Source organism: Roseovarius sp. ZX-A-9 (genome assembly GCF_028369135.1).
Lineage (GTDB): Bacteria > Pseudomonadota > Alphaproteobacteria > Rhodobacterales > Rhodobacteraceae > Roseovarius.
Map to the genome: position 1 here is coordinate 148,925 of NZ_JAPWHW010000009.1, position 16,833 is coordinate 165,757.

The 16,833-nt window shown below is 62.9% G+C and carries 17 protein-coding genes; 12 read left to right on the top strand and 5 right to left on the bottom strand.

The window, feature by feature from the left end; all coding sequences use genetic code 11:
* The first annotated feature begins 78 nt into the window (after window positions 1-78).
* A complete protein-coding gene (locus O3306_RS11005) occupies window positions 79-2,082 on the top strand; it encodes an enoyl-CoA hydratase-related protein (protein ID WP_272006951.1) in 2,004 nt (667 codons plus the stop codon).
* 10 nt (window positions 2,083-2,092) lie between these two features.
* Here the strand turns inward: O3306_RS11005 and O3306_RS11010 are convergent, their stop codons facing one another.
* On the bottom strand, window positions 2,093-2,308 hold the full coding sequence (locus tag O3306_RS11010) for a hypothetical protein (RefSeq protein ID WP_272006954.1): 216 nt from the start codon (window positions 2,306-2,308) through the stop codon (window positions 2,093-2,095).
* A gap of 138 nt (window positions 2,309-2,446) precedes the next feature.
* Here O3306_RS11010 and O3306_RS11015 point away from each other — a divergent pair, with 138 nt between their 5' ends.
* On the top strand, window positions 2,447-2,707 hold the full coding sequence (locus tag O3306_RS11015; RefSeq protein WP_272006956.1) for a DUF2312 domain-containing protein: 261 nt from the start codon (window positions 2,447-2,449) through the stop codon (window positions 2,705-2,707).
* Window positions 2,708-3,054: 347 nt separating this feature from the next.
* Window positions 3,055-4,371 carry a chloride channel protein gene (locus tag O3306_RS11020; protein ID WP_272006959.1) on the top strand — a complete coding sequence of 439 codons (1,317 nt, stop codon included), beginning with the start codon at window positions 3,055-3,057 and terminating at the stop codon, window positions 4,369-4,371.
* Window positions 4,372-4,429: 58 nt separating this feature from the next.
* Here O3306_RS11020 and rplI read toward each other — a convergent pair whose 3' ends face one another.
* The 3 genes from rplI to rpsF are packed head-to-tail and all read right to left on the bottom strand — an operon-like array spanning window position 4,430 to window position 5,687.
* Complete coding sequence (rplI, locus tag O3306_RS11025; protein WP_272006962.1) at window positions 4,430-5,065, bottom strand: 50S ribosomal protein L9; 636 nt, start codon at window positions 5,063-5,065, stop codon at window positions 4,430-4,432.
* 12 nt (window positions 5,066-5,077) lie between these two features.
* Window positions 5,078-5,305 (bottom strand): 30S ribosomal protein S18, encoded by a 228-nt coding sequence (gene rpsR / locus O3306_RS11030; protein ID WP_005852865.1) that lies wholly within the window; start codon window positions 5,303-5,305, stop codon window positions 5,078-5,080.
* A 28-nt stretch (window positions 5,306-5,333) separates the two neighbouring features.
* Window positions 5,334-5,687: a 30S ribosomal protein S6 gene (gene rpsF, locus O3306_RS11035; protein WP_272006992.1), complete on the bottom strand. Its 354-nt coding sequence runs from the start codon at window positions 5,685-5,687 to the stop codon at window positions 5,334-5,336.
* A gap of 278 nt (window positions 5,688-5,965) precedes the next feature.
* Here rpsF and O3306_RS11040 point away from each other — a divergent pair, with 278 nt between their 5' ends.
* Window positions 5,966-6,478 carry a hypothetical protein gene (locus O3306_RS11040; protein WP_272006994.1) on the top strand — a complete coding sequence of 171 codons (513 nt, stop codon included), beginning with the start codon at window positions 5,966-5,968 and terminating at the stop codon, window positions 6,476-6,478.
* A gap of 144 nt (window positions 6,479-6,622) precedes the next feature.
* On the top strand, window positions 6,623-7,195 hold the full coding sequence (locus tag O3306_RS11045) for a YceI family protein (RefSeq protein ID WP_272006996.1): 573 nt from the start codon (window positions 6,623-6,625) through the stop codon (window positions 7,193-7,195).
* Window positions 7,196-7,269: 74 nt separating this feature from the next.
* Here O3306_RS11045 and O3306_RS11050 read toward each other — a convergent pair whose 3' ends face one another.
* Window positions 7,270-8,496, bottom strand: coding sequence for a cytochrome b/b6 domain-containing protein (locus O3306_RS11050; protein WP_272006998.1), 1,227 nt, complete (start codon window positions 8,494-8,496; stop codon window positions 7,270-7,272).
* Between the two features lie 210 nt (window positions 8,497-8,706).
* On the opposite strand from O3306_RS11050, the gene fabD reads away from it, so the two are divergent.
* From fabD to O3306_RS11085, 7 genes are all read left to right on the top strand, one after another.
* Complete coding sequence (fabD, locus tag O3306_RS11055) at window positions 8,707-9,648, top strand: ACP S-malonyltransferase (RefSeq protein WP_272007001.1); 942 nt, start codon at window positions 8,707-8,709, stop codon at window positions 9,646-9,648.
* A 66-nt stretch (window positions 9,649-9,714) separates the two neighbouring features.
* The gene (gene fabG, locus O3306_RS11060) at window positions 9,715-10,452 is read left to right on the top strand and encodes a 3-oxoacyl-[acyl-carrier-protein] reductase (protein WP_272007004.1); all 738 of its coding nucleotides are present in this window, start codon (window positions 9,715-9,717) and stop codon (window positions 10,450-10,452) included.
* A 430-nt stretch (window positions 10,453-10,882) separates the two neighbouring features.
* Window positions 10,883-11,116 (top strand): acyl carrier protein, encoded by a 234-nt coding sequence (locus O3306_RS11065; RefSeq protein ID WP_111735012.1) that lies wholly within the window; start codon window positions 10,883-10,885, stop codon window positions 11,114-11,116.
* 214 nt (window positions 11,117-11,330) lie between these two features.
* Window positions 11,331-12,074 carry a 1-(5-phosphoribosyl)-5-[(5-phosphoribosylamino)methylideneamino] imidazole-4-carboxamide isomerase gene (locus O3306_RS11070; protein WP_272007008.1) on the top strand — a complete coding sequence of 248 codons (744 nt, stop codon included), beginning with the start codon at window positions 11,331-11,333 and terminating at the stop codon, window positions 12,072-12,074.
* A gap of 117 nt (window positions 12,075-12,191) precedes the next feature.
* On the top strand, window positions 12,192-13,451 hold the full coding sequence (gene fabF / locus O3306_RS11075; protein ID WP_272007011.1) for a beta-ketoacyl-ACP synthase II: 1,260 nt from the start codon (window positions 12,192-12,194) through the stop codon (window positions 13,449-13,451).
* Window positions 13,451-14,608, top strand: coding sequence for an endolytic transglycosylase MltG (gene mltG, locus O3306_RS11080; protein ID WP_272007013.1), 1,158 nt, complete (start codon window positions 13,451-13,453; stop codon window positions 14,606-14,608). The genes fabF and mltG overlap by 1 nt, the downstream gene beginning before the upstream one ends.
* A 93-nt stretch (window positions 14,609-14,701) precedes the next feature.
* The gene (locus O3306_RS11085) at window positions 14,702-16,498 is read left to right on the top strand and encodes an ABC transporter transmembrane domain-containing protein (protein WP_272007076.1); all 1,797 of its coding nucleotides are present in this window, start codon (window positions 14,702-14,704) and stop codon (window positions 16,496-16,498) included.
* The last annotated feature ends 335 nt before the right edge of the window (window positions 16,499-16,833 follow it).

Below are 16,833 nucleotides of genomic sequence, written 5' to 3' on the forward strand. Positions count from 1 at the left end.
ATAGGATGCGGCCTCCGGCGCATCCGGAGCAAAGAGGTGCAGGTGTCAATTCAGGATCATGAATCGCCAGAAGATAAGGTGCCCGCGCAATCCGGGGTGCGCGTGCTTTCGCTTGCCGGCAGCGCCGCAAACGCGTTGGACGCCGATGTGCGAACTCGCCTGAGCGAAGAGCTCTCTGCTGCACAAGTGGACCCGGATGTGCGCGCCATCGTTTTGGCCGGCGGTGACGGGATGTTTTCGGCGGGCATCAACGTGATGGAATATGGCGCACCGCTTGCCGCGCCGTGGGTCGATACGCTGGCCGAACAGATCGAGCAGAGCGCGAAACCGGTCGTCGCTGCCATCGAGGGTGTCGCGTTGGGGGCGGGCTTCGCGCTGGCATTGGCCGCGCATGGCCGCGTGGCTCAAGAGGAGGCGCGCGTCGGCTTGCCCGAGGTGAAACTTGGCATCGTGCCCACGGGTGGTGCCACGCAGCGTCTGCCGCGTCTGGCGGGCGCGCAGGTCTCGCTTTCGCTGATGGTGTCGGGCCGCCCGGTGTCGGTGCGCGATCCGGGGTTTCGGCATGTGTTCGACCGGATCGTGACCGAGGATGTGGTGACCGAAGCGTGCGAACTGGCGGGTGGGCTGGCGGATGCGGGCCGCTGGACGCGGACCTGCGACAAGCGGGCAGGGCTGAGTGATCCGGCGGCCTATCTGAAGGCCACGGCCGAAATCTCGGCCCGAACGCGGGATGAAGACAGTGCCGAGGCCGGTATCGTGCGTGCCGTCGAGGGGGCACTGTTGCTGCCGTTCGAGCAGGGCATGGCACTGGAGGGGGCGCTGTTCGAAGCGACACGGCAGGCACCTGTCGCCCGCGCGGCGCGGCATCTGCTTGTGGCGGAACGGCGCGCCGCTTTTGTGCCGCAGGTCGTGTCCGACGCGGCGCGACCAGTGCATGACGTGATCCTGACGGGGCAGCGCGGGGCCTTTGTCGAAACGGCGATCATGGCGCTCGATGCGGGTTGGTCGGTGCATTTGCGCCCGCCGCGCGCCACCGACGCGTCTGCCATTCGCGCCCGTCTGGCGGATATCTATGGCGGTGCAGTGCAGCGGGGCCGGATGGACGGTGCCGCGCGCGATGCGCGTCTCGCGCGGCTTCATCTGCTGCAAGAGGGCACGGCCGAGCCGGAAGCGGATCTGGTGTTCGAACTGGGCGGTGCGGGACCAGCCCTGTCCGGCAATCCGGCTCGCGTGCGGCTCGGGGATGGTGACGACGTGCGCTCGGGCTCCACGGGGCCGCAACTCTGGGCACGGCTCTATGCGCCGGCGCATAGCGCCTTGTTGGCAGAGGTCGCGTCTGGCAAGGGCGCGCAGCCCGACGAGGTCGCGACGCTGGTCCAGGCGCTGGGCCGCGCGCGCAAGACCGTGATCCGCGCGGGTACCTTCCCAGGCATGATCGGGCGCAATCTGGACTGGGTGCTCTGGTCGGCGGCGCTGGCGCTGGCCGAGGCGGGACACAACCTCTACGAGATCGACGCGGCGGCAAGGCGGCTGGGCTATGCGCAGGGCCCGTTCAGTCAGATGGATACCGAGGGGCTGGCGGTTGTGGCCGCCTGGCTTGATCATCTCGGGGCGGCGCGCGGCGCACCGCCGCTGACAGAGAGCAGCCCGATCCGGCTTCTGGCGCGGGACGGCCATACCGGCCGGCGTGCCGGGCGTGGGTTCTACATCTATGATGCGGGGAAGGCGCAACCTGACCCGGGTATTCAGGCCCGTATCGACGCTTTGGCAAAAACGTCTGAGGCGGCGCTGAAAGCCGCCGATCCCGGTGCTGCTTTGGCGGCGGCGATCGTGAACGAGGCCGCCCGCCTGCTCGCGCTCGGAGTCGCCCTGCGCGCCAGCGATATCGATGTCGTGCTGGTCAAAGGCATGGGCGTCGCGCGCGAGAAGGGTGGGTTGCTGATCCAGGCGGATATCAAGGGCCTGTTCTCCGCCCTGCGGGTGATGAAAACACTCGCACCCGCCGCCCCGCATCTATGGGAGCCGCAGGAGGGTGTGCTCGATATGGTCAAGAACGGCGTGGGGTTCTTTGGCCGCGGCTGACGCGCGCGGGTCAGCCCAGCAGGATTCCGATGACCACCATCATCAGGCCGATTACAGACAAAAAGAGCGCGGCAGAATTAAGCGGCACGATCCCTTGCAGGACTGCACGCATTTCCGCATCGCCGAGCCCAGCCTTGCGGGCGCGCCAGACCCGGACGATGCACCAGACAAGGCCCGCAAGCCCCGCCAGGGACACAGCCGCGCCCGACCAGATTACAATGTCCATCTTGCGCACTCCTTCGGGGCGTTATCCTGCCCTGCGCCTAGACCAGTTTTGGACGATGCTCAAGCCGCTCGGCTCTTGCGGGGGCCGCAAGCGCGCGCTAATCACGAGGTCCAGACAAGAGGCAGAGAGACATAAAAAATGAACGACAGCGTTTCCGACAGCACCTACCGCGTGACCGCCGATGAACTGCGCCAGTTCATCGAACGGTACGAGCGGCTGGAAGCCGAGAAAAAAGACATCGCCGAGCAGCAAAAAGAGGTGATGGCCGAAGCCAAGGGGCGCGGCTATGATACCAAGGTGCTGCGCAAGGTCGTGGCCCTGCGCAAGCGCGACAAGGACGACATCGCCGAAGAAGAGGCGGTTTTGGAAATGTACAAAGAAGCGCTTGGGATGGCCTGAAGCTCCTGCGCGGCGGCATCGACCGTATTTTTCGATCTGGCGTCGCCGCGGCCCGGATGGGTGCCGTGCGAGGCCAGGACACACCTTGAAGGCCATCGACCTGCCGCCGGATGCGCATGTACTCCACGCGTCCGGTCGCTATACCGCGTAGCCCAGCGTCCCGATTTGACCGTTTATTCTGGTCGCTGCTGAAGTACCCTCCTAAAGATTGACGCCGCGCTGCTTTCAGCCCGGCTCGAGGCTGGCTAGTCGCTGAATTTCCGTGCAATAGATGGCGGTGCATTACGTATCGTCAATCGATTGTGTTTCGTGCCATGCGTCGCTTTGATTATCTTGAACTCGTCATCATGCTGGCCACCGTTGCGCAGTGGCTTGTGCTGGCGACCATCGCGGGCGCGGTCGTGGGCACCGGAACCAGCCTGTTCCTGCACACATTGTTCTACATGTCCGAGCGCACCGCTGATGTCTCATTGGGACTACAGATGTTGCTGCTGCCGGCGGGTGGGCTGCTGAACGGTTTGCTGCTGCATTACGGCTATCTGAACCATGCCAGCGATCTCAAGGATTCACTGTTTGCCGCCGTTCATGTTCAGAAAGGGCGGATGCCGTTCAGAACCATCCTGATCAAGCCAATCGCCGCCGTCATCACGCTGGCAAGCGGCGGATCGGCGGGCAAGGAAGGGCCATGCTCACATATCGGGGCGTCGCTGGGGGCGGCGATCGGGAAGGTGCTGCATCTCAATTCCGAACTCCGCGAGCGGCTGGTGGCCTGCGGTGTCAGTGCCGGTTTTGCCAGTGTCTTTGGCACACCGATTGCCGGTGCCATCTACGGGGTCGAGGTGCTGGCCATCGGGCGCATTCGCCACGATTTCCTGTTCCCGGCGGTGGTGGCCGGTGTCACATCCTACCAGGTCACCGACTGGTGGGGTGTGCCGTTCAATTACTATGACATCGCGGTGCTGCCCGGATTTTCGCAACTGTTGTTCTTCAAGACCGTGATGATCGGGATCATTGCCGGGGTGGTGGCGCTGATCTTTGTCGAGGCGGTGCATCGCGTGACACACTTTTTCACAGCAGTTCGGACCCGGTTCAATGTCTGGCCACCGCTGATGCCGGTGTTGGGCGGAATGATCCTGGCGGTTTTGATCCTGGTCATCCCCGACGATTATCTGGGCCTCAGCCTGCCGATGGTCGAACGGGCGGTATCCGGCGAGGCGATGCCGTATTTCGGCTTTCTGTGGAAGACGCTGCTGGTGGCGATCACTCTGGGATCAGGATTTTACGGCGGGATCGCGACGCCGCAATTCGTGATCGGGGCATTGGCGGGCAATGCCTTTGCGCCCCTGTTCGGGCTGGACCCGGCATTGGGGGCCGCCGTCGGGCTGGTTTCGGTCATTGCCGCAGCCTCGAACACGCCGATTGCGGCAGTCCTGATGGGGATGGAGCTGTTTGGCGGTGCGATCGGGCTGGTTTATGTCGGCGGCGCGGCCATCGCGGCCTATGTCGTCATCGGCCATCGCAGCATCTATCTTGAGCAACGTATGGCCTACACCAAGTCCTCGTGGATGCGGATTCGGCCTGACCTGCTTGTGGGGGTCGAAAAGGCCCGGTTGTCACACGGGTTGCTGCGCTGGTGGTGGAAGCATCGCAGAAAAGGCCCGTAGAACGAAAAAAGCCGCGCGGCAATCACCGCGCGGCTTTCTGATCTTGTAGGCGAAACGATCAGTTGTTTTCGTCGTCGCCTTCACCGTCTTCGGGCAGAACTTCTTCGACCGACTCGGCAAGCGCGTCGTCGTCGGACGCGGCAGAGCCGATATCGTCAAACAGCTCGGCGATCTCGTAATCGGCTGCCGCTTCTTCTTCGGCTGCCAGTTCCTGGATCGATTTGCCGGACGCCTGCAGTTCGGCCTCTTCGGGCGAACGGGCTACGTTCAGCGAGATGGTGGCCGTAACTTCCGGGTGCAGCGTGACGATCACGTCATGCAGGCCCAGATATTTGATCGGGCTGGCCAGCGCGACCTGCTTGCGGTCGAGCGTGAAGCCGGCTTCGGTCGATGCATCGGCTGCGTCGCGGGTCGAGACGGAGCCGTAAAGCGCGCCTGAGTCGGCCGCCTGACGAATCACGACGAAAGTCTGACCGTTGAGCTTTTCGGCCATGGCTTCGGCTTCTTTGCGGGTTTCCAGGTTGTCCGCTTCCAGCTGCGCCTTGCGCGATGCGAAGTCGGCGATGTTCTGCTCGGAAGCCGACAGCGCCTTGCCCTGCGGCAGCAGATAGTTGCGTGCAAAGCCGGGCTTGACGTCCACGACTTCGCCCATCTGGCCCAGTTTGGCCACACGTTCGAGAAGGATCACTTGCATATCAATTGTTCCTTATTTCACGGCGTAGGGCAGCAGGGCGAGGAAGCGGGCGCGTTTGATGGCACGGGCCAGTTCGCGTTGCTTCTTGGCCGAGACGGCGGTGATGCGGGAAGGCACGATCTTGCCACGCTCGGAGATGTAGCGTTGCAGCAGGCGCGTGTCCTTGTAGTCGATCGCGGGTGCGTTGTCGCCCGAGAAGGGGCAGACCTTGCGGCGGCGGAAAAATGGTTTTGCGGCCATGGTTTAGTTCCTTGTCTCTAGGCGTTGATCAGCGGCGCTCACGGCGCTCGGCGCGCTCGTCGCGTTTCTGCATCTGGACCGAAGGGCCCTCGGCGTGTGCGTCAACCTTGATGGTCAAAACGCGCATCACGTCGTCATGCAGGCGCATCAGGCGTTCCATTTCCTGCACTGCTGCGGCGGGCGCATCGGTGCGCAGAAAGGCATAGTGGCCCTTGCGGTTCTTGTTGATCTTGTAGGCCATCGTCTTGACGCCCCAGTACTCGTGCTCGACGAGTTTGCCGCCGTTGTCGGACAGCACTGTGCCGAAATGTTCGATGAGGCCCTCGGCCTGCGCTGACGAAAGGTCTTGGCGCGAGATAAAGACATGCTCGTAAAGGGGCATGCGAATTCCACTTCTATCAAGGCGCATTTCAAAGGACGGGCCGGTGATCCTTTCGCGGCCCATCCACGAGAGACTGCGCGGGTTCACGAATTCATGCGAAAGGAAACGACCCTATAGGGCGGATCGCCCCGCGCTGCAAGGCCCGCGGTCACGTCTGGCACTGGCGTGTTGCCGGCCTCTCTCCGGCCCGACTATCGCCGGGCTTCCGCCCCATTTCAGCCGCCATCGTCTGCCAACCTGACGCCAGCGAAAATAACACAGAACGAGAGGTGTGCCAGATGATCACGCTACCGCAGACCTGTATGCCCGAAGGCCCGATCCGCCGCGAGATGCCGGTGCCCTCGCATCATGTCGAGGCCGAGGTCGAGTCCGCGCTGCGCATGCTGGTCCATCGCGGTACCGGTGTCGCGGCAATTCTCGCGGCTTTTGGCATCTGGCTGGTTCCGGTCGCGTCCGGAGATGCTGCCATGCAGCTGGTCAGGCTCGTGATGTCGGTCGCCCTGTTCATGGGGGGCTGGATGCTGTTTGCCTCTCTGCGCTCTGACGAAGGCCCGACAATCCAGATCGACCCCCGCCGCCGCCTGTTGACCATCGTCGACCATGACGGGCGCGGCAAGGTGCGGATGACCCACGAGCACCATATCGACAGCTTGTCCGAGATCGTGCTGCGCGACGGGCTGCTGACTGCGCGCGATGCGCAGGGGCGCAGCCTGCTGGCGATTCTCGTGAAAGATGCGGGCACCAAGCTGGCGCTCCGGCAGATGCTGTGTTGCGAGCCCGACGCGTGCTGACAGCCTGGCTGCCGCCCGGTTTCGGCGGTTTCCCGCGCGTGCGCTGTTCGCTGGCTCACACGAAATGTTTATTTCTGAGCATTTGATTGCGCGGCTGCGCAGACTAAGTTGTTTCCATCTAATTCAGATTTTGGAGAACAACAGATGAAGTCGACTCTTTTTGCAGCCGCACTTGCCATGACCGCCACGGGGGCGCTCGCCGCTCCGGAGAAATTCGTACTCGATCCCAGCCACAGCCAGGTCGTGTTCAGCTACGAGCACCTGGGCTTTTCCACCACCTACAACATGTTCTCGGGCTTCGAGGGTGAAATCATGTTTGATCAGGAAGACCCGGCAAACTCTTCAGTTTCCGTCTCCATCCCCGTGATGTCACTGTTTACCGGTTGGGAAAAGCGGTTCGGGCACCTGATGTCCGGTGATTTCTTTGGCGCGACCGAGGGCGACATGATCACCTTCAAGTCGACGGGGATCGAAGTCACCGGTGACGACGAGGCGATCATTACCGGCGACCTGACGATAAACGGCATCACCAAATCCGTACAGCTTGAGGCCGAGCTGAACAAATCCGGCCAGCACCCCATGGCGGGCAAGGCCTGGGCAGGATTCGATGCCGAGACAGAAATCAAACGTTCGGATTTCGGGCTGGGGGCGATGGCGCCCGCCGTCAGTGACGAGCTTGAGGTTCATATCTCGATCGAAGCGGGCGCGGCAGAATAAGCCCTAACGCCCCTGTAAGATGAAAAGCGCCCGCGATCCTTTCGCGGGCGCTTTTTTGCAAAATGCATCTGGCGTCATTCAGTGCGCGTCGCGGTCAGATCAAACCGAATTTCTACGCCAAATGCCAGCGTGCCTTCGTCTGACACGCTCTGACCAATGTTGAAGTCACGCCGGTCAACACGGGCGGACCCGCGCGCTTTTGCTTCGTTCCCGTCGATCTGCAGATCAAAGGGCAGGCGCAACGGCACGGACTGGTCCTTGATACGCAACGTGCCATCGGCGACCAGCCCCGCCTCGGCCTCGCGCAGCAGGTCGGCGGTAAACGTGGCAGTGGCGTGGTTGGCTGCATCGAGATAATCCGCACCCTTCGCCTGATCCGTCATGCCGCCCAAACTGAGCGACGGGACCGAGATCGTCACCGTAACGGTGCCGCGCTGGCCCGGTGCATCTGATCCGTCATAGGTGATATCGGCAGTCCATTCGGCAAAGCTGCCGCTGATCGTGGATCCCATCTGCACAATTTCTATCTCAAGCGTGCCATCGCGTACCTGCCAGTCACTTGCGACCTCTTGCAATGTCGGGCCCTGCGCTGCGGGGGCATCATGAGTGAACCAACCGAGCCCGGCGGCCCCGGCAATCGTGCCCCCCCAGATGACCAGCGCCGCAAGGACGGGCAGAACGTGCCCCGGCTGCTTGGTTGTCGGGGTGGCGGATGTATGCCCGGGCAACATCCGGCGCAGGGTCGCATCCTTGTCGATGATGTGGTGTTTCAGCGCGCCGGCCACATGCAGGCCGATGGCGCCGGCCAGAACCCATTGCAGTATGTAATGCAGCGTGCCTGCGATCTCTGCGACATAGGCCGATTTCGGCACGAAGGGCAGTGACTGAGCGAGCGGCCACCAGATCGGGGCAAAGCCGGTATCCGCGGCGTGCGTTACCCAGCCCGACAGCGGCACCGCGACGAGCGAGCCGTAAATCAGCCAGTGCACGGTTTCAGCCGCGCGCGATTCGAGCACGGTATCGCCGTTCAGAAGCCCCGGCTTGGGCTGCGTCAACGCCCACACGATACGCGCCAGAGCGACGAAAAACAGGCTCACACCCAAGGTCTTGTGCATCGAAAAAAGCAGCGTTGCCCAGTCGATCAGGCTCTGCGACGCGCCGCCTTCGGACGCGCGGACCTGATCGGCCAGATCGCTGGCGATCAGCCCCAGCGCAAACAGGCCGAGGATCAGAAGGGCCGTCAGCCAGTGAAAGAATTTCGCGACCGAACCGTAGGAGTCGCGTGTATTGGAAAGGGCCATGTAGGTTGCATCCCATGCGGTGAAAAGACGGGCGGATTGCCTGACCCTACACTAGCGTACGTGGTGCGACGGGCAATGCCAGGTTCTGCAGAGGAAGTGTTCGCAAATGCACGGGCTGGCGGGATCGGTGGGCGGCGCTTTGCCATTGTCCGTTGCCACCGGCAGGCAGGCGCGGTATCCGAAAGAAAAGGCTATAAGGAGACAGGCAGCATGAGCCGCGCATTCATATTTCCGGGGCAGGGCGCACAGACCATCGGTATGGGCAAGGCATTGGCCGACGCTTATCCGGCGGCACGGGCGGTCTTTGCCGAGGTGGACGAGGCGCTCGGCGAAAAACTGTCGGCGCTGATCTGGGAGGGTGATCAGAACGATCTTACCCTGACGCGGAACGCGCAGCCCGCGCTGATGGCCACATCACTGGCGGCCTTGCGTGCGCTGGAGGCCGAAGGCGTGACGCTCGATGCCGCACAATTCGTGGCCGGGCATTCGCTGGGAGAATATTCGGCGCTGGCCGCTGCGGGTGCACTCAGCATCGCGGATGCCGCACGGCTGTTGCGGACGCGTGGTGCGGCGATGCAGGAGGCCGTGCCGGTAGGCGTCGGCGCCATGGCCGCGGTGCTCGGGCTTGATCTGGCGGCGGTGCGAGAGGTCGCGGAGGCGGCCGCCGAGGGCCAGATCTGTCAGGCTGCCAACGACAATGATCCGGGGCAGGTCGTGGTTTCTGGCCACGCCGAAGCGGTCGAGCGGGCAATCCATCTGGCCAAGGAGCGCGGCGCGAAACGCGCGATGCTGCTGCCGGTCAGCGCGCCGTTTCACTGCGCATTGATGGCGCCCGCCGCGCAGGTGATGCAAGAGGCACTGGCCGAGGTCGATCTGAACACACCGCAGGTACCGCTGGTGGCCAATGTGCTGGCCGAGGCGGTCAGCGATCCGGCACAGATCCGGGAACTGCTGGTCAGCCAGGTCACAGGGGCGGTGCGCTGGCGCGAAAGCGTGATGTTCATGGCGCGCGAAGGTGTGACCGAAACATGGGAAATCGGCGCTGGCAAGGCGCTGTCGGGCATGGTGCGCCGGATCGAGCGGGAGATTGCAGTGCGCAATGTCGGCGCGCCTGACGATGTACGGGCCGCGGCTGAGGCGCTGAACGGCTGAATCGGGAAGCAGAGATTTTTCACGAAAAATCTGCACCCGGGGCACTGAGACAAGGAAGGAACGCAAATGTTCGATTTGACGGGAAAGACAGCGCTGATCACCGGTGCATCCGGTGGCATTGGCGGGGCGATTGCCCGCGCATTGCACGGTGCGGGTGCTACGGTGGGGCTGAGCGGCACACGGGTCGACCCGCTGGAGGCGCTGGCCGCAGAGCTGGGCAGCCGCGCGCATGTGCTGCCTTGCGATCTGAGCGATGCCGAGGCGGTGAACGCGCTGCCCAAACAGGCAATAGAGGCGATGGGCGGCCTTGATATCCTGGTGAACAATGCCGGGATCACCCGTGACCAGATATTTATGCGCATGTCAGACGAAGACTGGCAAACCGTTCTCGATGTGAACCTGACCAGCACCATGCGGCTCTGCCGGGCGGTGATGCGCCCAATGATGAAGGCGCGTTGGGGCCGGATCGTGAACATCAGTTCCATCGTCGGCGCGACCGGCAATCCGGGGCAGGCCAACTATGCCGCCTCCAAGGCGGGCATGGTCGGAATGACAAAATCCATCGCCTACGAGGTGGCGAGCCGCGGAATCACCGCAAATGCGGTCGCCCCCGGTTTCATCGCTACGCCGATGACCGACAAGCTGACGGATGAGCAGAAGGAAAAGATTAACACGCAAATTCCCGCCTCGCGCATGGGTTCGCCCGAAGAGGTTGCTGCCGCCGTGCTTTACCTTGCCAGCGCCGAGGCCGGTTATGTGACCGGCACCACGCTGCATGTGAACGGCGGAATGGCGATGCTTTGACCCGCAGCACAGGCGGAGCGATTGCGGCCGCGTCGCGGGCCAGAACGGGCGTGGTGGCGTTGCGTTGAAGGGGCGCCAAGGCACGGAAAGAATTGGTAAATCTCTGCCGAGTCGGGGGCGAATCCCGACGCCCCCAAAGGGTTGTCTGGCAGCGTGTCTTGACACCTGCAAAGTGCAATCGCCCCTTGTATTCTTTGCGTATCTAGCCGATCTTTGAAAGGATTTGCCAAAGCCTCGCCATGTGTTATAGGCGGCGCAGATTTGCCGGGGGCCGGGCCAAGAGCCGCTCTGGCGGTCCGGGTCCGGGCCAGAATACCCGCCCCTCCAGGGCGCAAACAGCCGCCCCGGAGGGGCACCACTCAAGGCCACTTCCCGTCTCGGGCGGGGGCGATAACGGGCCATGGCGCCCAAAGACGATGAGGATTATATCATGAGCGACATCGCAGACCGCGTGAAGAAAATCGTTGTAGAGCATCTGGGCGTAGAAGAAGACAAGGTGACTGAAAACGCCTCGTTCATCGACGACCTGGGCGCAGACAGCCTGGACACGGTCGAGCTGGTCATGGCGTTCGAAGAAGAGTTCGGGATCGAAATTCCCGACGACGCGGCCGAGACGATCCAGACCTTTGGCGATGCGGTGAAGTTCATCAAGGAAGCCTCCTGAGCGTTCAGCCCGGCTGAGACTTTTTCATAGGCCCTCGCCAGTCGGCGGGGGCCTTTGCCGTTTCTGGGGGTGCGAAAAAAGCGGCTGAAAGGCGCGAATGACGCGGCGGATGCCGATTTGGTTATATCGCGCGACGGGTGTAGGGTGCCAATATCGAGCTGGCCCCGGCACAGTGCAGGGGTGCGCTAGCGCGATCAATCGGGGGCAGCCTGCCATGATTATCTATCCCACACTCGAAATTCTGGACGGTAAATGCGTGTCGCTGACACGTGGACGCATCGACGAGCCGCTGCTGTGGCATGTCGACCCTGTTGAGCGCGCCAAGAGTTTTGCGGCGGCTGGCGCCGAGTGGATGCACCTCACCGATATCAACGGTCTGAAGGGCGAAGACACCAATGCGGCATTGTGCGAAGAGATCATCCGCAGCGCCGGGATCCCGGTGCAGTTTGGCGGTGGGTTCCGCACCCACGATCAGGTGGCGAACTGGATCGACAAGGGGGCCGGGCGCATCGTGATCGGCACCATGGGCACGCGAGAGCCCGACCTGCTGCGCCGTCTGGCCAAGCTCTATCCGGACCAGATCGTGTTGGCCGTCGATATCTTCGAAGGCTACATCATGACCGACGGTTGGCGTTCGCGCAGCAGCTTTACGCCCGAATCCTATGTCACAGCTTTTGACGATGCGCCGCTTGCGGGGGTCATCGTCACCGACATCGACGCCGATATCGCCGATCGGGATGCGAGTCTCGGGGTGATTTCCGGTCTGGCCGCGCAGACCCGCCACCCGGTGATCGCCCGCGGCACCGTGCGCGGGATCGATGACGTGGCCCGCCTGAAATATGTCAAGAACATCTCCGGCACGCTGATCGGTCGCGCCTTGCTGGCGCGTGACGTGGATCTGGGCGAAGTCCTTGCAATGGCAGCCGCAGCGCCCGAACCGGTGGCCGATTTCCAGTAACGGGCGGGCATCCGCGCGCAGGCGCAATTTGCGGCTTTCCCCTTCCGGCTTTTTCTTGCCCCTCGGGTGCAAGCCGGGGTATGCACTGCCCAAGAAGCAGATTGAGGGGGCCGCTATATGCGCCGTGTCGTTATTACTGGCCTGGGATTGGTCACACCGCTGGCTTCCGGCGTCGAAGAGACTTGGAGCCGCCTGTTGGCCGGTGAGTCCGGGGCAGGGCCGATCACACGGTTCGATGCGTCTAATGTGCTTACGAAATATGCCTGCGAAGTGCCTTATGGCGACGGCTCGGACGGCACGTTCAATCCTGACCACTTCATGGAGCCGAAAGAGCGCCGCAAGGTCGATGATTTCATCCTTTACGGTGTTGCGGCAGCCCAACAGGCGGTCGAGGACGCGAACTGGATGCCCGAGGACGAGGAAAGCCGCCTGCGCACCGGTGTGATGATCGGGTCGGGTATCGGCGGGTTGCAGTCCATCGAACAGACGACATTGGTGATCCGTGACAAGGGCGTGCGGCGGGTATCGCCGTTTTTCATCCCCGGCGCGCTGATCAATCTCATCTCGGGACAGGTCGGCATCCGCTACGGCTTCAAGGGGCCGAACCACGCGGTTGTGACGGCCTGCTCGACCGGCGCGCATGCGATTGGCGATGCTGCGCGGCTGATCATGTTCGGGGACGCCGACGTGATGGTCGCAGGCGGGGCAGAAGCGGCGATCTGCGAGATCGGCATCGCCGGGTTCAACGCCTGCAAGGCCCTGAGCACCAAACGCGCGGACGATCCCAAATCCGCTAGCCGTCCCTATGATGCGGATCGCGACGGCTTCGTGATGGGCGAGGGCGCGGGCATTGTCGTTCTGGAAGAGCTGGAACACGCCCAGGCGCGCGGCGCGAAAATCTATGCCGAAGTGCTGGGGTACGGCCTGTCGGGCGATGCCTATCACATCACTGCGCCCTCCGAGGATGGCGATGGTGGCTACCGCGCCATGCAGAGCGCGCTGAAACATGCGGGCGTCGATGCGGCAGACGTGGATTACATCAATGCGCACGGCACCTCGACCATGGCCGACACGATCGAGCTGAAGGCGGTCGAGCGGCTGCTCGGTGACGCGGCGGGCAAGGCGACGATGAGTTCGACCAAATCCGCAACCGGGCACCTTCTGGGCGCTGCGGGGGCGATCGAAGGCATCTTTTCCATTCTCGCGATTCGCGATCAGGTCGCGCCGCCGACGATCAATCTGGACAATCCCGCGGTCGAAACGCCGATTGATCTGGCCCCCAACGCCAAGCGTCCGCGCAAAGTCGATATTGTCATGTCCAACAGCTTTGGGTTTGGCGGCACCAATGCGAGCCTGTGTATCGGGAAACTGCGATAATGTGGCGTCATATTGCCTCGAATGCACTGACATTCCTGGTGGTTTTGGCCTTCCTTCTGGGGGGCGTGATCCTCTGGGGGCAGACCAGCTATAATGCTGAAGGCCCGCTGGAAGAGCAGATTTGCCTGCGGGTCGAACGCGGCAGCTCCATGCGGCGCGTGTCGACCAAGCTGGCGGCGGAAAAGGCCGTGACCAACGCCGCGATTTTCCGCATCGGCGCCGAATATACCGACAAGAGCGAAGCGCTGAAAGCGGGTAGCTGGCTTATTCCCAAGCACGCCAGCATGTCCGAGATCACCGAGATCATCACCAAGGGCGGCGCCAGCACCTGCGGCACCGAGGTCGTCTATCGCATCGGCGTCACCCGCTCCGAGGTCGAGGTTCGCGAACTGGATCCAGCCACCGGCCGCTACGTGGAAAAAGCCGCGTTTGATCCCAAGGAAGAGACCGCACCGGCCGAATTCACGGAAGTGCGCGATGAATCCGATACGCGCTACCGCGTTGCCGTCGCCGAAGGCGCAACCAGTTGGCAGATTGTCGATGCGTTGAAATCCGTCGATGTCCTGACTGGCGAAGTGGAGGTGATCCCGCCAGAAGGCAGCCTGGCGCCTGACAGCTACGAGGTGCGCGAAGACGATACCCGTGCGTCGGTCATTGCCCGCATGCAAGAGGCGCAAGAGGCTCTGGTTGCCGCAGCGTGGGAAAACCGCGATCCGGACCTGCCGCTGGCCAGTCCCGAAGAGATGCTGATCCTGGCGTCGATCATCGAAAAGGAAACCGGCGTGGCCGAGGAGCGTGGCCAAGTTGCCTCGGTCTTCATCAACCGGCTGAACCGTGGCATGCGCCTGCAGACCGACCCGACCGTGATTTACGGCATTACTGAAGGGAAGGGCCCGCTGGGGCGCGGGCTGCGCCAGAGCGAGCTGCGCCGCGAAACCCCGTGGAACACCTATGTCATCGACGGCTTGCCGGCGACGCCCATTGCCAACCCCGGTCGCGCCAGCATCCAGGCCGCTGTCAGCCCGGCCGAAACCGACTATGTGTTTTTCGTGGCTGACGGAACCGGCGGGCACGCTTTTGCCGAAACGCTGGACCAGCATAATGCCAATGTCGCCAAATGGCGCCAGATCGAAGCCGAGCGTAACCAGGCGGAATAATCGCTGACTTGTGCAGCGTCCCTGCGGCATGACGGCCTATTGACCGCATGTCCGCAGGCCGCCATGACCGACGAAAAATACAAAGGATATCGCATGGTACGCAGGGCCGAAAACGGCGCGGATCTGCAGGATCGCGAAAAATCGAAGCGCGTCGGCGCACTGCGTTCGCTCGCGCCTTTCATCGCACCCTACAGGCTGCTGGCAGTAGCTGCCGGTCTGGCCCTTGTGCTGACCGCCGGTGTTTCGCTGGTTCTGCCGCTTGCGGTGCGGCGGGTGATCGACAATTTCAATGCGGAAAACGGTGCGATCCTTGACCAGTATTTCTTGGCGGCGCTGGGCATTGCGGCGCTTCTGGCGGTGGGGACGGGGCTGCGATACGCACTGATTTCCAAGCTGGGCGAGCGGGTCGTTGCGGATGTCCGCAAGGCGGTGTTCGACCGGGTCATTGGCCTGAGCCCTGCGTTCTTCGAGCGCATCATGACGGGTGAAGTCCTGAGCCGGATCACCACCGATACCACGTTGATCCTCAGCGTGATCGGATCATCCATTTCTATCGCGCTGCGCAACCTGCTGATCTTTCTAGGCGGGCTGATCCTGATGCTCATCACCTCTGCCAAGCTGGCGGGCATGGTGCTGTTGATCGTGCCACTGGTGGTGGTGCCGATCCTGACGTTGGGCCGCCGCCTGCGCAAGCTGAGCCGCCAGAACCAGGACTGGATCGCCCAAAGTTCCGGCACCGCCTCCGAGGCGCTTCTGAGCGTGCAGACGGTGCAGGCCTTTACCCACGAAGACGCCACGCGCCTCAACTTTGCCGACGTGACCGAGCATAGCTATGAAGCGGCACGCGAACGGGTGCGTACCCGTGCCATCATGACGGTGATCGTGATTTTCCTTGTCTTTGCCGGTGTCGTCTGCGTGCTGTGGTTCGGGGCCCATGCGGTGCGCGCGGGCGAGTTGACGGCAGGCACGCTGGTCCAGTTCGTGATCTATTCCGTCATGGTTGCGGGCGCCGTTGCCGCCCTCTCGGAAATCTGGGGAGAGTTGCAACGTGCCGCAGGCGCGACCGAGCGGCTGGTCGATCTGCTGAACACGCAGGATCCGGTCGCCGACCCGGTGGCCCCGGTGGCCTTGCCCGCCACCGTCACCGGCGCGATCGGTTTCGAGGATGTGAGCTTCCACTATCCATCGCGCCCCGATGTGGCGGCGCTGGATGGGCTGACGCTGGATATCGCACCGGGCGAAACCGTGGCACTGGTCGGCCCGTCTGGGGCGGGCAAGACCACGGTGATCCAGTTGATCCAGCGGTTTTACGACCCCGAGTCAGGGCGTGTCACCCTCGACGGTATCGATTTACGGGACATGCGGCGCGAGGACTTTCGGCGTCACATGGCGCTGGTGCCGCAGGACCCGGTGATCTTTGCCACCTCGGCGCGCGAAAACATCCGGTTCGGGCGTCTTGACGCAACCGATGCAGAGGTCGAAGCGGCCGCGCAGGCCGCCGCTGCGCATGAATTCATCACGGCTCTGCCCGATGGCTATGACAGCCAGGTGGGCGAGCGCGGCGTGATGCTGTCGGGGGGGCAGAAACAGCGTATCGCCATCGCCCGTGCGATCCTGCGGGATGCGCCGGTGCTGCTTCTTGATGAGGCCACCTCGGCGCTGGACGCCGAGAGCGAACGCGCGGTCCAGCATGCTGTCGAAGCTCTGGCCCGCGGGCGCACCACGATCATCGTTGCGCACCGTCTGGCCACGGTCAAGAAGGCGGACAGGATCATCGTGATAGAGGATGGCCGCATCGCCGCGACCGGGACTCATGACAGCCTGGTGGCCGAGGGTGGGCTCTATGCGCGCCTGGCAAAGCTGCAGTTCACAGATGGGGATGCTGGCTGAAAAACATGCGCGCGGCCCATGGTTAATGGCTCGCGAACACCCGTCAATTTCAGGACCGACGCGCTGCGCCGGTCCTTATTGTTTCTGCGCTTGTTTGTAGTCACCGCGCTCGGTTGGCCGGACCAGAACCACGGTCGCAAAAGAGATCAAGCATTTCGGGCATTTTGCCCGATAGTAATGGCCATCAGGCGTGAAGCTCTCAGGCCCGTCGAAGAAGATCTGCTGCGGTGCATTTTCCCTGCCGGATCAGAGAGCGGGACGAAACCTAACAATCATCGCGACCAAGAGGTGGGCATTGTCATTCGGGCGATCATCCCGCCGACCTACTGAAATCT

Coding starts and splice junctions, on each gene's coding strand:
- fabD (WP_272007001.1), top strand. CDS start 8,707: ATGAGCCGCGCATTCATATTTCCGGGGCAGGGCGCACAGACCATCGGT.
- O3306_RS11010 (WP_272006954.1), bottom strand. CDS start 2,308: ATGGACATTGTAATCTGGTCGGGCGCGGCTGTGTCCCTGGCGGGGCTT.
- O3306_RS11015 (WP_272006956.1), top strand. CDS start 2,447: ATGAACGACAGCGTTTCCGACAGCACCTACCGCGTGACCGCCGATGAA.
- O3306_RS11020 (WP_272006959.1), top strand. CDS start 3,055: ATGCTGGCCACCGTTGCGCAGTGGCTTGTGCTGGCGACCATCGCGGGC.
- O3306_RS11050 (WP_272006998.1), bottom strand. CDS start 8,496: ATGGCCCTTTCCAATACACGCGACTCCTACGGTTCGGTCGCGAAATTC.
- fabG (WP_272007004.1), top strand. CDS start 9,715: ATGTTCGATTTGACGGGAAAGACAGCGCTGATCACCGGTGCATCCGGT.
- O3306_RS11070 (WP_272007008.1), top strand. CDS start 11,331: ATGATTATCTATCCCACACTCGAAATTCTGGACGGTAAATGCGTGTCG.
- mltG (WP_272007013.1), top strand. CDS start 13,451: ATGTGGCGTCATATTGCCTCGAATGCACTGACATTCCTGGTGGTTTTG.
- rplI (WP_272006962.1), bottom strand. CDS start 5,065: ATGCAAGTGATCCTTCTCGAACGTGTGGCCAAACTGGGCCAGATGGGC.
- O3306_RS11065 (WP_111735012.1), top strand. CDS start 10,883: ATGAGCGACATCGCAGACCGCGTGAAGAAAATCGTTGTAGAGCATCTG.
- rpsR (WP_005852865.1), bottom strand. CDS start 5,305: ATGGCCGCAAAACCATTTTTCCGCCGCCGCAAGGTCTGCCCCTTCTCG.
- O3306_RS11085 (WP_272007076.1), top strand. CDS start 14,702: ATGGTACGCAGGGCCGAAAACGGCGCGGATCTGCAGGATCGCGAAAAA.
- fabF (WP_272007011.1), top strand. CDS start 12,192: ATGCGCCGTGTCGTTATTACTGGCCTGGGATTGGTCACACCGCTGGCT.
- rpsF (WP_272006992.1), bottom strand. CDS start 5,687: ATGCCCCTTTACGAGCATGTCTTTATCTCGCGCCAAGACCTTTCGTCA.
- O3306_RS11045 (WP_272006996.1), top strand. CDS start 6,623: ATGAAGTCGACTCTTTTTGCAGCCGCACTTGCCATGACCGCCACGGGG.
- O3306_RS11040 (WP_272006994.1), top strand. CDS start 5,966: ATGATCACGCTACCGCAGACCTGTATGCCCGAAGGCCCGATCCGCCGC.